This window comes from Thermotoga sp. Mc24 (assembly GCF_000784835.1).
GTDB lineage: Bacteria > Thermotogota > Thermotogae > Thermotogales > Thermotogaceae > Thermotoga.
In genome coordinates this window covers 57,236-70,488 of the sequence record NZ_JSFH01000007.1, presented here as the reverse complement: position 1 = coordinate 70,488, position 13,253 = coordinate 57,236, and the positions used below count along the sequence as shown (strand labels likewise).

The window sequence follows — 13,253 nt, the reverse complement described above, 5'->3', positions numbered from 1 at the left end:
GGGGTTGAAAAAGAGTGTTCACTCCCAAGGGCTTCAGGTTCGCAGGAGTACACTGCAAGATAAAGAAGAAAAGAAGAGACCTCGGGATCATCTTCTCTGAAGCGCCGTGTGTTGCAGCGGGAGTCTTCACCACCAACGTTGTTAAAGCAGCACCGGTGATTTACGACATGGAGATACTGAAGAAGAATCCGAACGGCATCAGAGCGATCGTTGTGAACAGCGGTGTGGCCAACGCATGTACCGGTGAACAGGGAATGATCAACGCAAGGAGGATGGCAGAGAAAGCGGCTGAAGAGCTCGGAATCCCGGTTGAAAGTGTCCTTGTATCCTCCACAGGAGTTATAGGGGTTCAGCTTCCCATGGACAAGGTGGAAAGCGGTATTGAAGAAGCAGCAAGAGAGCTTTCGGATGATCCTCTTCCTTTTGCCGAAGCCATCATGACAACCGACACGAAGGTGAAGATGCACAACACAAGGGTGATGATCGGCGGAAAAGAAATTACCGTTCTGGGAATCGCCAAGGGATCTGGCATGATACACCCCAATATGGCGACAATGCTCTCCTTCATAACGACAGACGCGAAAGTCTCTGAAGAAGCGTTAGAAAAACTCCTGAAACTTTCAGTCGATGATTCCTACAACATGATAGACGTCGATGGAGACACGAGTACGAACGACATGGTAATCGTTCTCGCGAACGGTCTTGCGGGCAACACGACGATCCAACTTGAAACGGATGGCTTCTGGAAACTCTACGAAGCCGTTCACGAGGTGAATCAGGTCCTCGCAGAAAAGATAGTGGAAGACGGCGAGGGAGCCACAAAGGTTATAGAGGTTCATGTAATCAACGCTCCTGATATAAAGTCAGCGAGACTGATCGCCAGATCGATCGTCTCCTCAAACCTTGTGAAGACGGCCATATACGGAGAAGACGCGAACTGGGGAAGGGTCATCGCCGCGGCGGGATACTCCGGTGCAACTTTCGATCCTAACAAACTCGACCTGTTCTTCGAAAACGAAGCAGGAAGAATAAAAGTGGCAGAAAACGGGCGGGGAGTAGCCTTCGATGAAGAGGAGGCAAAGAAGATCCTCAGCGAAAAGAGAATAAGGATAGTACTCGACATGAAACAGGGAAAAGAGACCGCAAAGGCGTGGGGATGTGACCTCACGGAGAAGTACGTTGAGATAAACGGGAGGTATAGAACATGAGGATTGACACGGTCAACGTTCTCCTCGAAGCTCTTCCATACATAAAGGAATTCTACGGAAAGACCTTCGTCATAAAGTTCGGTGGCAGTGCTATGAAGCAGGAGAACGCAAAGAGAGCCTTCATTCAGGATATAATCCTCCTGAAGTACACCGGAATAAAGCCGATCATCGTTCACGGTGGTGGACCTGCCATCTCTCAGATGATGAAAGACCTCGGTATAGAACCTGTTTTCAAAAACGGTCACAGAGTGACCGATGAGAAAACCATGGAAATCGTTGAGATGGTCCTCGTTGGAAAGATCAACAAAGAAATCGTGATGAACCTGAATCTGCACGGTGGCCGGGCAGTCGGAATCTGTGGAAAAGATTCAAAACTCATAGTGGCAGAAAAAGAAACGAAACACGGAGACATAGGCTACGTTGGGAAGGTGAAGAAGGTCAATCCAGAAATTCTCCACGCACTGATAGAGAACGATTACATCCCGGTGATTGCCCCTGTGGGAATAGGGGAAGACGGTCATTCTTACAACATAAACGCTGACACCGCGGCTGCGGAGATAGCAAAAAGCCTGATGGCAGAAAAACTCATTCTCCTTACGGATGTGGACGGTGTACTGAAGGATGGCAAACTCATTTCCGCTTTGACACCGGACGAAGCAGAGGACCTGATCAGAGATGGCACAGTGACGGGAGGAATGATTCCAAAAATCGAATGTGCCGTGTCGGCGGTGAGAAGTGGAGTGGGAGCCGTTCACATCATAAACGGGGGATTGGAACACGCGATCCTGCTGGAGATATTCAGCAGGAAAGGTATCGGGACCATGATAAAAGAACTGGAGGGGTAAAGATGTATCTGATGAACACGTACAACAGGTTCCCCGTGACGTTTGTCTACGGTAAGGGCTCCTGGATCTACGATGAAGAAGGAAACGCATATCTTGATTTCACCTCAGGAATAGCGGTGAACGTCCTTGGACATTCCCACCCAAAACTGGTGGAAGCCATAAAAGATCAGGCAGAAAAGCTCATTCACTGTTCAAATCTTTTCTGGAACCGCCCACAGATGGAACTGGCAGAACTTCTGTCGAAGAACACGTTCGGCGGCAAGGTCTTCTTCGCAAACACGGGAACTGAAGTAAACGAAGCCGCCATAAAGATAGCGAGAAAATACGGAAAGAGAAGGAGTGAGAAAAAATACAAAATCCTCTCCGCTTATAACTCTTTTCACGGAAGAACTCTGGGTTCTCTCACAGCAACGGGACAGCCGAAATATCAGAAACTTTTTGAACCACTCGTTCCCGGTTTTGAATACTTCGAGTTCAACAACATCGAAGACCTGAGAAGAAAGATGTCAGAAGACGTGTGCGCTGTGTTCCTCGAACCAATTCAAGGGGAAAGCGGAATAGTACCCGCCGCCAAAGAATTCCTCGAAGAGGCGAGAAAACTCTGCGACGAGTACGACGCGCTTCTTGTGTTCGATGAAGTTCAGTGTGGAATGGGAAGGACCGGGAAACTCTTCGCGTATCAAAAGTATGGAGTCGTTCCGGATATTCTCACAACCGCCAAGGGACTCGGTGGGGGAGTGCCTATTGGAGCGGTCATTGTGAACGAAAGAGCGGACGTTCTGGAGCCAGGAGATCACGGCACCACGTTCGGAGGAAACCCACTTGCCTGCAGGGCTGGGGTGACCGTGATCAAAGAGTTGACGAAGGAAGGCTTCCTCGAAGAAGTGGAAGAGAAAGGAAACTACCTCATGAAAAAGCTCCAGGAAATGAAAGAAGAATTCGACGTGGTAGCCGACGTGAGGGGAATGGGACTCATGATAGGGGTTCAGTTCGGAGAGGAAATGAACAACAGAGAGGTCGCCACGAAATGCTTTGAAAATAGACTGCTCGTCGTTCCAGCAGGTAACAACACAATCAGATTCTTACCACCACTCACAGTAGAGTACAGCGAAATCGACTTAGCAGTTGAAACGCTCAAAAAAGCCCTGAGAGAAATTTAAAAGGGAGGCTATGCCTCCCTTATTCTTTCTTCTTTTTCTCGCTTTTTTTCTCCTCTTCTTCTTTTTCCATCACTTCTCCTTCTTCACCCAGCTGCTCGAGCTCTCCGTCACATTTTTCGCAGTACTTGTTCAGCTGATATTCGATGGACGTTGCAGAGTAGTAGATTGCCCCGCATTTTTTGCATCTGTATATGTAAGGCATGAAAACACCCCCTTGTGAGTATTACCGCGTCTTGTGAGCCTTCGCTTCGCTTCTGTAGTATATTCTAATACTTTATTTGGACAGTTTCAAGTTTTTAGAATGAATAATACAAGTCCTATTACTGAAACTATAAAACCGATGGCTTCAAAAAATGTCACAGCTTCACCCAGAAGAAGAAAAGACCACAGGACAGAAAGAACCGGCTCTCCAACCAGAACAACACTCACCACACTTGAGGAAAAATATCTGAGCGAGAGATTGATGAAAAGATACCCCAGAAACGAACATCCCACCCCCAGACCGATTAGGATGAACCACTCCTTCGTTTCAACGACCCCGAACGATGGCACAAGAAAAGCCAGAACAGCTGAAGCTAAAGCGTGCGTTCTCAGACTGAACTCCATACTTCCCATGGCCCTGTTCAGGTATCTTCCAAGAACAAGGTACCCACAAAAGAACACCACACCAACAACTGCAAGCAAATCACCCCTCGAAACACCTGAAAAACCCTCTTTTCCAGCAAGAGCCAGTACCACCCCCGTAACAACCGTGCTTCCCGTGACAATTCTGAAAGGACTGATCCTTTCTCCATAGATCAGCCACGAGAGCAATCCCGTCAAAACAGGCTGAAGCGTCAAAGGTATAACAGCTCCGGCAACGGTGGTGTGGTTGAAGGCGGAAACCCAGAAGAAAAAGTGCATCGCAAGGAAAAAGCCAGCAATCAAGGAAAGCATCTCCTTCTTCAAAGAAAAAAGCCCGACTCTTCTCTTCACCAGAAAGAAAAGCAATGAAGCAATGAAAACTCTGTAGAAAGCGATGGTTGTAGGTGGAAGAGAAGAGAGCTTTATGAATATCCCTGAAAAGGACGCCACTAAAACACTGAGTAAGAGATAAAAAACAGGCTTCAAGTGTTTCACATCCCTCGATAGCGTTGCTGAGTCGTTTATCATTTTACAATATCAAGCCAGAGGCAGGGGTTCGAATCCCCTTGGGAATGCCAAACACATAGAACGATAAGAACTTTCCTCAAAATTTCATGAAATCGTTTATTAATAACTTGACGTTGACTCACAAGATGGTATAACATATGAACAGATGATAATATATTCATGTATTTGTTTAGGGATGATAACTTTTGAAATAGAAAACGAGTTCAATCTGGAAAGATTTGCCTGCAAACGATGGATAGAAGCAAATGATGAATCCAACAAGACTCAGAATATTGCTCCTCCTCTCGAAAAAAGACATGTGCGTTGGAAAGATAGCCGAGATCCTGAGGATGGATCAATCGGCAGTGTCAGCTCAGCTCAAAGTTTTGCGCCACTTAAATCTCGTAAAAGCCAAACGTCACGGCAGGTACATGCGGTACAAACTGAACAACAAACACGTCAGAAATATACTAAGGGAAGGTTTTAAGTACGTTTTAAAAACTTCCCAATGAGAGGAGGGATCGGTATGTCTTGGAGAGGTTGGATTGTTCTTATCTTCTCGCTCTGGTTGATCGTTGCTTCCCTCATTCCTGGAATCGTTGGCAGTAAAGGAGCGAACATTGCGGATTTTCTGATCGTCGGTGTTGTTCTTCTCATAGCAGGTATTTTCATGCTTGGGACCTCAAAAGTTGCCGGCTGGATTGAGCTTCTGCTGGGAATCTGGTTGATCATAGCCGCTTTCATTCCGGGTATAACCGGTTCCAAAGGAGCAGCACTTGCAAACGGCCTGGTAGTTGGTATCATCGCCCTGATCCTTGCTTTCTTCGACAGAAAGAAGCAGGAAGAAAAATAGCGGGGCCCCTCGTGGCCCTTTGATTTTAGATGAAAATATAAATGCAATTTAGAATCAAAAAAACAAAGAAGCTCGCAATCCCCACGAAGCATTATCTCGTAACGATTTATTTACATCCTTGACCACTTGAACTGTTCTGTATTTTATAGTATATTTCTTTCTGGTGCACACTTCATGCCCCCATCGTCTAGCGGCCTAGGACACTGGCCTTTCAAGCCAGAGGCAGGGGTTCGAATCCCCTTGGGGGCGCCAGAGATCGAAGGGATGCCAGAGGAGCATCCCTTTTGTTTTTTTATTCATTCATGCACTCCTATGTTTGAACGCCGGGAAAATCCGATAGTAAACGTATTCCAAAGCTTTTTTCAGTGCGATATTTATGGGATATCTTTCCTGTGCGAGGAAGAAATCTATAGCGAGCAGTTTTGAGTACATTTCGCTGCAGTTTGGAAGGGTTTCAATGAAACTGGAAAGCGCAGGTTTCAGATATTTACATCCCCACACTTCTGGTTTTTCCTTTCTAAGAACGTAACTTCCCGAGAAGAGACGACACACCATAGGTCTGAAAGAGTGATACAAACAACCACCACGCTCAGAATGTGGATCGAAGAGTACACATCGATCCATTTCATCAACATTTTCAAGGATCTCTAACCACTTCTCTATCGAATCGTTTTGCAAGAGATGAATTGCGAGGGGAACAAATTCAAGAATGGTAACCTCAATATTAACAGAGGGAGTATTACAACACTCCCTGCATCCATTGCAGGAAGGAAAATTTTTCTGGATACTATCCAGTTCCTCGTAAAGCTTTATAACCTGTAGAGAAAGCTCTATTAGTCTTTCCACGAAGGATATTTATAACTCGCTGAAGTTAAAAAAACAGATAAGAGTTTTGAAAAAAAGAAGGAATAAAAATTGAAAAATCATGAGCGAAGCAAATAAGGTGTTCTCATTTCCTTTGCTCTATACATTCGCATATCTGCTACTTTCAGAAGTTCTTCAAGATTTTCTCCGTCTTCAGGAAATCTGGCAACTCCTATGTTCGATGCAACAGTTAAAGTTGTGTTCCCCACTCTGATGGGTTCTCTGAAGGTGGAAAGAATCCTTTCCAGGAAGAATTTCAGATACTCTTCTTTCATATCGTAGAGGAGAATGGTAAACTCATCGCCACCGTATCGAGCCACCACATCGCTCCTTCTTACCCTGTCCAAAATCCTTCTCGAAACTGTCTTTAACACCTCATCACCTGTCAGGTGACCGTATGTATCATTTATTGCCTTAAATCCAGCAAGATCCAAGAAAAGAACGAATGCCTTCTTTCCTTCACGCTTTGCCAAGTCCAGATATTTGTTTCCCAACTCGAAGAGATAGCGTCTGTTTGGAAGTCCTGTCAGTGGATCGTGATAAGCCATGTATTTCAGCTCTTTCATGCCAAGCGAGAGTCCCTCACTTTCAACAGCCACCAGTAGAGTCTGAATCAAAAGAACAGCATCTTCACTCAGAGACCCTTTCAGATATAGAACCAGAGATCTCCTACATTCACCATCTTTCAACACTGAAATAATCGCAGTTTTGCTGTTTTTCATTCTGAGAAGATGTCTCAGTTCTTCCAGTGTGAAGAAAAATCCCTCCTTGAAAAAGGGAGGAACTTTTCCCTCAGAAACTTTCACAGAAAGCTTCCCACTTTCACCGTCGTTTTCCAGGAAAACAAAACCGATTACAAGCTGTGAGGAACGCAACACTTTTTTCAACAATTCAAAATGATCGTTATTCACAGCTGTCACCCTTTGAGATTCAACTTTTTATTGTCTGAATTATATCACATTATTCTTTCGAAAACGATCAAATAATTTTCGATATTGTGTTATCATCATTGTTACTGTGGTGTGCGAGGTTCAGTTCTTTTCTCCCTCAATATGGAAAACGAGCCATCTGTTCTCTGCCAAAACCCAGAGATCAGATGGTGTTTTGAGTTCAGTTTTGACCCTTTTTGCCGCGGGTACTGCCAAACCTGCTATAGTCGCTGGTACCTCGTACAGGTACCACCATCTTAGCTTCTGAAGACGTTGCAATCCCTCGTTCTTGGTCAGGACATCTTTGAGCTTAATTTCTCCTGCATGGTCACGCCTGCACATATCCAGCGTGCTGACATCTCCCACAAAAATCATCGTACCAAACACCTCCTTAAAGAACTCTCAAAAACGCATCTCGAAGGGTCATAGAAGGTTCAGCTGTTCTTTTTATGATTTTGAAACTTTTCGGATTTTCAACGCCGTAGTTGTAGCGCGGGTGAAGGATGTCGTCTTTCGTTTTGAAGTCGGGAAGTAGTTTGTATTTAACTACATCAGCTTCGAAAGATACAACGTCTCCTACAGCAATATCCATATTTTCAGGGATCCTTTTGATCGCAACCCACAGATGATCCACCTTGACCTTCTTATCCAAATACCTCACAGTAACGTTTGTTATGAGAATTGTTGGCTTTTTCGAGAAAGGACTTCTTGTGGTACCAAACGCTTTGATTTTCCCCCTGACAGAAACTCTCTTTCCAACAAAAGGCAAAAGTTCGTTTCTAATTCTTCTCCTTGTCTTGTTTGATATCACATCCATCCCCCCTTGAATACAAATTTCATAAAATGTATAAGAAAAAGCCCCGCTTGATGCGGGGCTCACTGATATCTTTTGAATTTCAAGACTCTACAGCTCAGCTGGGCTCTTCGAAACGACCGTAACCATAACTTGTTTTTGCGCCTAAGCCATAAGCTTTTAGCATCTCCACGAATCTCTGTTTTATTAGTTCCTTTTCCGAATTTCCAATAACTCCGGAACGACTCTCAAGAACGGTAAACCAGAACACACCACTGCTCACCACCAAGTATTTTATTGGAACAGGGTCGTACCAATCATTCGGAGGAAGTTTTTCTTTCATATAATACGGCTGGAAGTGTGGATTGACGATATCCAGCGAAAATTTCAAATCCGAAACAGGTATTGCATCAAGAAAAATGAGGTCACCCTCTCTTTCGGTGTCTCCAAAAATATGAGCGAGTGATTCGTATTTATCCCTTTCGAATTCGAATAAAAAACTGGCAAACGCCCCCTTGACAGCGGTGCCAGGAATTATGGGAAGTCCGTAATTTCTGGAAAGAGTTATGCCCACCTCGATAGAAGAAGGATTCCCAGCCCCAAGCAAGAGTTTTCCTTTCACTCTCATCTTCAAGTTGATAAACGGTTTTCTTTTCTTGATCAGCTGTTCCCTTCTTTCTTTGAGAATACTGCTGATCTTTCCAAAATCGGATTGCAATTTCTCAACGGTCTGGAAGATTTTGCTTACTATCTCTTTATCTTTTGAGTTTGAACCCTCAAGCAAAAGAAAGCTGTACTTTTCCCAGTAAAGACTGAGATTTTTGCTTTCAGGTAGTTTCATTCTCTTCACCACCCAGGAGAACCTCTCCGCATCTTTTGAGCCATTTTGCACACTCAAGAGCAGCGATCTGTGCTTTCAAGTATGTCCTGGCATCCAAAAACTCGTTTTCCATCAGTCTTTCGACGATACCATCTTCCAGTGTCAGGTGTTCGATCATCTTTCCAAGGTGATCCACCACCTTGTTTTTTCCTTTCTTTTTCAGAAAGAGAATTGTTCCCATCAAACCGTTTTGAACGATCATACTTCCAAGACCCTTCACATCCCTGAGGTAATCATCTCTTTTGTCTTTCTCAACTTCCTCAACCAAATTCATCGCCAGTTTTGCCAGTTCAAGGCTGAGCGTCTTCATCTTCATCACCTCCAGGCATGTACCCACATCATGCCTTTTCCAACAGTTTCTTTTCCTCCGATGTTGATCAATTCTCCATTTACTTCGTTTTCGAAAACTTCCATCAAAGAATCTTTCCCGGAATCTTCTTTGTTACCGTAGTACGTCTTCCTCACCACAAAGTACATCACCGTATCCTGAGGCAGATATTCCTCGTACCACAAACCACCTTCTTCAACGGTTTTCTTCTCTCTGTTTATTCTCACTCTCGGTACAACTTCTGTCATAGCCTGAACGATTTCTGAGAAGAGAACATCATTCACAACAACCACATCGCTTTCCATTTTCTTTTTCAGGTAGTCAACTGGAGCACAATTGGAAATCTTCGATATCAATTCCCTTGTCCTTGGAAGTTCACCAACAAATGGTTCTAATTTTACTTCCTCAAGGAACACCTCACCAGATCCATAGAAGGAGACTGCCTTTCCATAATCAATATTCGCCTCTTCTAGTTCTTTAACAACATCGTTATCCCCTACAGATTTCGCAAATTTTATCAGTACAAGAGGACACGTAACCCACACAAAAAGCCTATCCGGGTTTCTCACAGGGAAAAGGAGAATTCTCGCTTCAGAAAAGCTCAAACTACCAGGAACCGTTCCTTTGTCGCTTTTCGGTTCACTTCCAAATATCTCTTCTATCTTTTTTTCATCTATCTTGTCCTCTTTGATGAGAGACCTGAAGTAGGCCCTCAAAGCACCTTTTATACCATGTATAATGGGAAATTTTGTGGTTCTCTCCCTCTGAATAGGCAGGTCAACAACTCCTATTTCGAAACCAGTTCCAGCATGAACCTGAGTTTCCGCGTAAAGAAGGAAGACTCTTCCTTCCATCTTCCTATCCCTCCTCAAAGTTTTTCGTACTTCATGAAGATACATCTTCCAAAACCAAAATCCGTGAATTTACTTTCATTCAGCACATGTCCATTGACCTTACCTTCCAGATAGTAAACAGCTCCCGGAGAGACAGCATGATAGATCTTCTTTGGTTTATTTTCGCGTAGGTCCCATCCGGAAACAACCTGCTTTCTAATCCCTGCGGTTGTGAGAACTCTCTTTCCAAGAATAGTTTTATCCTTCGGCATCCCTCCTCCATCGAAAACAGCCGGTGTTATGAGAGCAACCGCTACATTCTTATAGTCTGGAGGATCAAAAGCGGTGGTGTTCAGTTCTTCAACCTCGACCGCCGACCATTTGCTCTTCATTCCGAGAAACACACCGTCGAGTTTTGAAACAAGCTCGACCGTTCTTTCATCGTCTGTGAACATGAAAAATCCTCCATCGTAAAATCTGTAGTAGGAGATCGAATATATCATTCTTTCTTTCACTTTTTTTCTGTTTTCTTCAAAAGCTACTCCTATGTGGGTTTCCTTCTTAAAGATTTTTTCCGCGGAAACAAGATCGAATTTACACACACCCTGAGTGTTACTCCTGAGAAGTTCGAGATCACTCAGTTCTATGAGCCCTCCAGACGTAGATTCTTTACTATCCATTTTGTACTCAGGTTTCCAGGGAAGGTAAACTCCATCAATCTCGACAATGGGGGTGACTCTGTAGCCAGAATCCGTTTTATATATGTTTCTTGGAAGTGGAAAGTAGTGCTTCCTTCCTTCAGGGGTATTTTCAAAAACAAAAGGGCCGAACATCCTTACGTCTCCTGCTCTTTCAACATCTCCGGGATCGAATTTCTGATTTTTCATCAAAAGAGCCGTTCTCACAGCACCGTAAAAAGGAAAAGAAGATGGAAAAACACTCTCCACCCTATCAGAAAAAGAAAATCTTCTAGTCTCTCTGAAACCAACCCAGTCTTCAGGCTCAAAGTATATCGCCCACAGCTTCATTGAGACTCACCTCTCTTCATCGAGTACACCATTATGAGAAGTTCCAGTGCTTCTCTCATTGCTTCATCGAAGGAGGACTTCTTCGTGTTTTTGTAGTAAGCTAACAGTCGACTAAGAAAATTCTTGAAATTTCCAATAAACTCATTCTTCGATTTCTCTGAATGGATCGATCTTCTCAAAGTGAACTCTACAAACTTTTCCATTTTGTCCTCGTAGAGCGAGAAGTCCGGAGAGAGAAGTTTGTAAAGACTGCGGTGTGAAACATTGTAATTTTTCATCTCCTCAAGGATTTTCAACGATCTCTTGACAACGTCTTCTTCTTCAATTTCCCATGTTGATCCAGCAAAAATCATTTGCCCTGATCTCTTCACCTGCGTCACACAGAACGCGTTTCTTCCGTAAACGTTCTTTGCTCTCTTCTCTGCTTCCCTTGCTATCTTCAGAGCTACCTGAAGAGGAAACTTGTGATGGACAATAGCGATTCCAGCGCTCATAGTAGCGGCTCTTCCCATCAGAGGAGCGAAAGGCTTGTCGTTGTGGTACAGAACACCGTTTTCTGATCTGAATCTTTCCACATCAGAGCCGCTTTCAATCTCTATTTCGTACTCCAAGTGCCCCGAAAAGAATTTTCTGATGTCGTTTGCACATTCCAGTACGCTGTCTGCTGGAAGAAGTGCCAGAACATCGTCTCCACCGCTGTAAACGAGCATCCCGTTGTGTCTATCAACAATTTTCCCGACAAGTTGAGAGAAGATACCGAGTGTCCTCGAAACACCCCTGTGATAGGCTGGCTGAATGGTTTTGAATTCCTTCAGTTTTTCCCATGCATATTTGAGATCATCTGTTTCTTGAAACATCTCAATCACTTTCGGATTTATTACTTTTTCCAGGAAAGGTGCGTTCTCTCCAAGCATCCAATCACCCATTCGATCTCCATCCATGAGGAGAACAGCTATGTATCCATTCTTGAATTTTTCGGGATCCTCGATTTCCTTATTTGCCTGATTGTTTCTTGCAACATCCGTTGTTGAGTCGAATTTTATCCTGATATTGAGGATTTCCGGAAGAAATCTCTTCACAGTGTTCAGAGTTCCGAGCCTGTCCTCTTTTTCTATGTCTTTTTCTATATCTTTATCTTTGAACACAGCACAGGCTCTGACTCCAGCCCCAAAATCGTCCGCGTCAGTGAAGTGGTCGGGATAAACATCCTCTTCGTATCCCGGAAAGAGTCTGGCCATCTTTCTCGCAGCGAGTTTTGAGGTCAGAAGACGATGGAGGTACCTGTAAAACGTCCCAGGATTCTCTTTGTAACCAGCGTGTTCCGATACTTTCTTCAGAACTTCCTTGAAATCTTCAATTCCCGATCCCGTGAACAAGTTTCTCACCGTTTCAACTATCCTTTCAGGTTCATCGAAAGACACCTTTGATGTCTGAATGTCCGGAAAGAGAGACGATTGGTAATCGAACGAATGCTCGTTGAAAAGAAATTCGCTTTTACTGAGCTTTTCTTTTGTTTCATCAACTATTGTTTTCCATCTGTTTCTTATCGCTTCCTCACATTCTTTGAGTATTTCTTCGTCCGAGGATGGAACTATCGCAACAAAGAGATTTGGAAGAGAAGCGACTTCCCTCCGAGGAGGAACAGGACAGAGGTCTTCAAGATCTACGCCCATTGATTCGAGTGTTTCCTTGACGAAATAGTTTCCTCTCAAATACGGTGAGATGATGGAATCGAAGCCGTACTTTTTGCCAACAACTTCTATGGCACCGTAGATGAGATAAGAAAGAAGATAACTTCCAGCCCAAAGGTCTTTCACTTTTCTTGCCTGGGCTATCACTTCTTGAACAGGACCTATCGCTACCGCTACTAGAGATGCCTTCACCTGTTTCCCCTCTACACATCCCTTGAGAGCCGATGTTACGTCGAGATGGTCTATGATCGAGTGATTGGCTATTCTGGTATCAGCAGGAAGAAACTGACTTCCTTCCAGAATGTAAGGCAGATTCCACCAGATGGAATGAAAGAGCTTTTCATACGTGTCGTTTTTCTCTTTCAGCTTTGTCAATGCGTTTATCAGACGGCTCTTCATTTCTTCAACTTTTTGATTTTGAAAGAAACTCTTCACTTCCGGTAACCCTTCACCAGAAAATGGATGAACAAAGAGAGTCTCATCGAACGAAACATGAATTTGTTTTTTTGCATCCTTTTCGTAGGGGATTGGAAACCTGTCCATTGCGCTTGCAAGACGGTCTTCTTCACCTCTTGTTTTTTTGATGCCAAGGGTCTTTAGAATCTCGCCAGCTATGTTTTCATGATTTTTCACATCGAATGCCTTCACCAGCGGATCATGAAGAAGAGCGGTTATCTTAGATTTCCAGAATTCTTCTCTTTTGCTCACGA

Annotated in this window: 16 protein-coding genes and 1 tRNA gene; 6 read left to right on the top strand and 11 right to left on the bottom strand. The window is 44.0% G+C overall.

Annotated elements, in window-relative coordinates:
• Window positions 1-14 precede the first annotated feature (14 nt).
• From argJ to MC24_RS02720, 3 genes are read left to right on the top strand one after another with little or no spacing between them, the layout of a single operon-like run.
• A complete protein-coding gene (gene argJ / locus MC24_RS02730; RefSeq protein ID WP_038052245.1) occupies window positions 15-1,208 on the top strand; it encodes a bifunctional glutamate N-acetyltransferase/amino-acid acetyltransferase ArgJ in 1,194 nt (397 codons plus the stop codon).
• The gene (gene argB / locus MC24_RS02725; protein WP_012896308.1) at window positions 1,205-2,053 is read left to right on the top strand and encodes an acetylglutamate kinase; all 849 of its coding nucleotides are present in this window, start codon (window positions 1,205-1,207) and stop codon (window positions 2,051-2,053) included. The genes argJ and argB overlap by 4 nt, the downstream gene beginning before the upstream one ends.
• A gap of 2 nt (window positions 2,054-2,055) precedes the next feature.
• Window positions 2,056-3,213, top strand: coding sequence for an aspartate aminotransferase family protein (locus MC24_RS02720; RefSeq protein WP_038052242.1), 1,158 nt, complete (start codon window positions 2,056-2,058; stop codon window positions 3,211-3,213).
• Between the two features lie 19 nt (window positions 3,214-3,232).
• Here the strand turns inward: MC24_RS02720 and MC24_RS02715 are convergent, their stop codons facing one another.
• Window positions 3,233-3,415, bottom strand: coding sequence for a hypothetical protein (locus MC24_RS02715; protein WP_038052238.1), 183 nt, complete (start codon window positions 3,413-3,415; stop codon window positions 3,233-3,235).
• Between the two features lie 86 nt (window positions 3,416-3,501).
• On the bottom strand, window positions 3,502-4,365 hold the full coding sequence (locus MC24_RS02710; protein ID WP_235280282.1) for a DMT family transporter: 864 nt from the start codon (window positions 4,363-4,365) through the stop codon (window positions 3,502-3,504).
• A 248-nt stretch (window positions 4,366-4,613) separates the two neighbouring features.
• On the opposite strand from MC24_RS02710, the gene MC24_RS02705 reads away from it, so the two are divergent.
• The 3 genes from MC24_RS02705 to MC24_RS02695 all read left to right on the top strand — a co-directional run bounded on the left by MC24_RS02705 (window position 4,614) and on the right by MC24_RS02695 (window position 5,449).
• Window positions 4,614-4,856 carry an ArsR/SmtB family transcription factor gene (locus MC24_RS02705; protein WP_167310317.1) on the top strand — a complete coding sequence of 81 codons (243 nt, stop codon included), beginning with the start codon at window positions 4,614-4,616 and terminating at the stop codon, window positions 4,854-4,856.
• Between the two features lie 14 nt (window positions 4,857-4,870).
• Window positions 4,871-5,197: an SPW repeat domain-containing protein gene (locus tag MC24_RS02700; RefSeq protein WP_038052236.1), complete on the top strand. Its 327-nt coding sequence runs from the start codon at window positions 4,871-4,873 to the stop codon at window positions 5,195-5,197.
• A gap of 176 nt (window positions 5,198-5,373) precedes the next feature.
• Window positions 5,374-5,449 (top strand) — tRNA-Glu (locus MC24_RS02695).
• Window positions 5,450-5,497: 48 nt separating this feature from the next.
• Here MC24_RS02695 and MC24_RS02690 read toward each other — a convergent pair.
• From MC24_RS02690 to cas10, 9 genes are all read right to left on the bottom strand, one after another.
• Entirely contained in the window at window positions 5,498-6,043 is a 546-nt protein-coding gene (locus tag MC24_RS02690; RefSeq protein WP_012896304.1) for a YkgJ family cysteine cluster protein, read from the bottom strand.
• Between the two features lie 77 nt (window positions 6,044-6,120).
• Window positions 6,121-6,939 carry a GGDEF domain-containing protein gene (locus MC24_RS02685; protein ID WP_235280292.1) on the bottom strand — a complete coding sequence of 273 codons (819 nt, stop codon included), beginning with the start codon at window positions 6,937-6,939 and terminating at the stop codon, window positions 6,121-6,123.
• Between the two features lie 153 nt (window positions 6,940-7,092).
• Window positions 7,093-7,365, bottom strand: a complete 273-nt coding sequence (locus tag MC24_RS02680) for a hypothetical protein (RefSeq protein WP_008194431.1) — start codon at window positions 7,363-7,365, stop codon at window positions 7,093-7,095.
• 16 nt (window positions 7,366-7,381) lie between these two features.
• Window positions 7,382-7,807 carry a hypothetical protein gene (locus tag MC24_RS02675; protein ID WP_227738406.1) on the bottom strand — a complete coding sequence of 142 codons (426 nt, stop codon included), beginning with the start codon at window positions 7,805-7,807 and terminating at the stop codon, window positions 7,382-7,384.
• Between the two features lie 94 nt (window positions 7,808-7,901).
• Window positions 7,902-8,624, bottom strand: a complete 723-nt coding sequence (gene cmr6, locus MC24_RS02670) for a type III-B CRISPR module RAMP protein Cmr6 (protein WP_004082337.1) — start codon at window positions 8,622-8,624, stop codon at window positions 7,902-7,904.
• Window positions 8,611-8,973, bottom strand: a complete 363-nt coding sequence (gene cmr5 / locus MC24_RS02665; protein ID WP_004082338.1) for a type III-B CRISPR module-associated protein Cmr5 — start codon at window positions 8,971-8,973, stop codon at window positions 8,611-8,613. Before cmr5 ends, cmr6 begins: the two co-directional genes overlap by 14 nt.
• Before the next feature lie 5 nt (window positions 8,974-8,978).
• The gene (gene cmr4, locus MC24_RS02660) at window positions 8,979-9,845 is read right to left on the bottom strand and encodes a type III-B CRISPR module RAMP protein Cmr4 (protein WP_004082339.1); all 867 of its coding nucleotides are present in this window, start codon (window positions 9,843-9,845) and stop codon (window positions 8,979-8,981) included.
• Between the two features lie 14 nt (window positions 9,846-9,859).
• Window positions 9,860-10,852, bottom strand: coding sequence for a type III-B CRISPR module-associated protein Cmr3 (gene cmr3 / locus MC24_RS02655; RefSeq protein WP_004082340.1), 993 nt, complete (start codon window positions 10,850-10,852; stop codon window positions 9,860-9,862).
• Window positions 10,849-13,251, bottom strand: a complete 2,403-nt coding sequence (cas10, locus tag MC24_RS02650; RefSeq protein WP_004082341.1) for a type III-B CRISPR-associated protein Cas10/Cmr2 — start codon at window positions 13,249-13,251, stop codon at window positions 10,849-10,851. Before cas10 ends, cmr3 begins: the two co-directional genes overlap by 4 nt.
• Window positions 13,252-13,253: the final 2 nt, after the last annotated feature.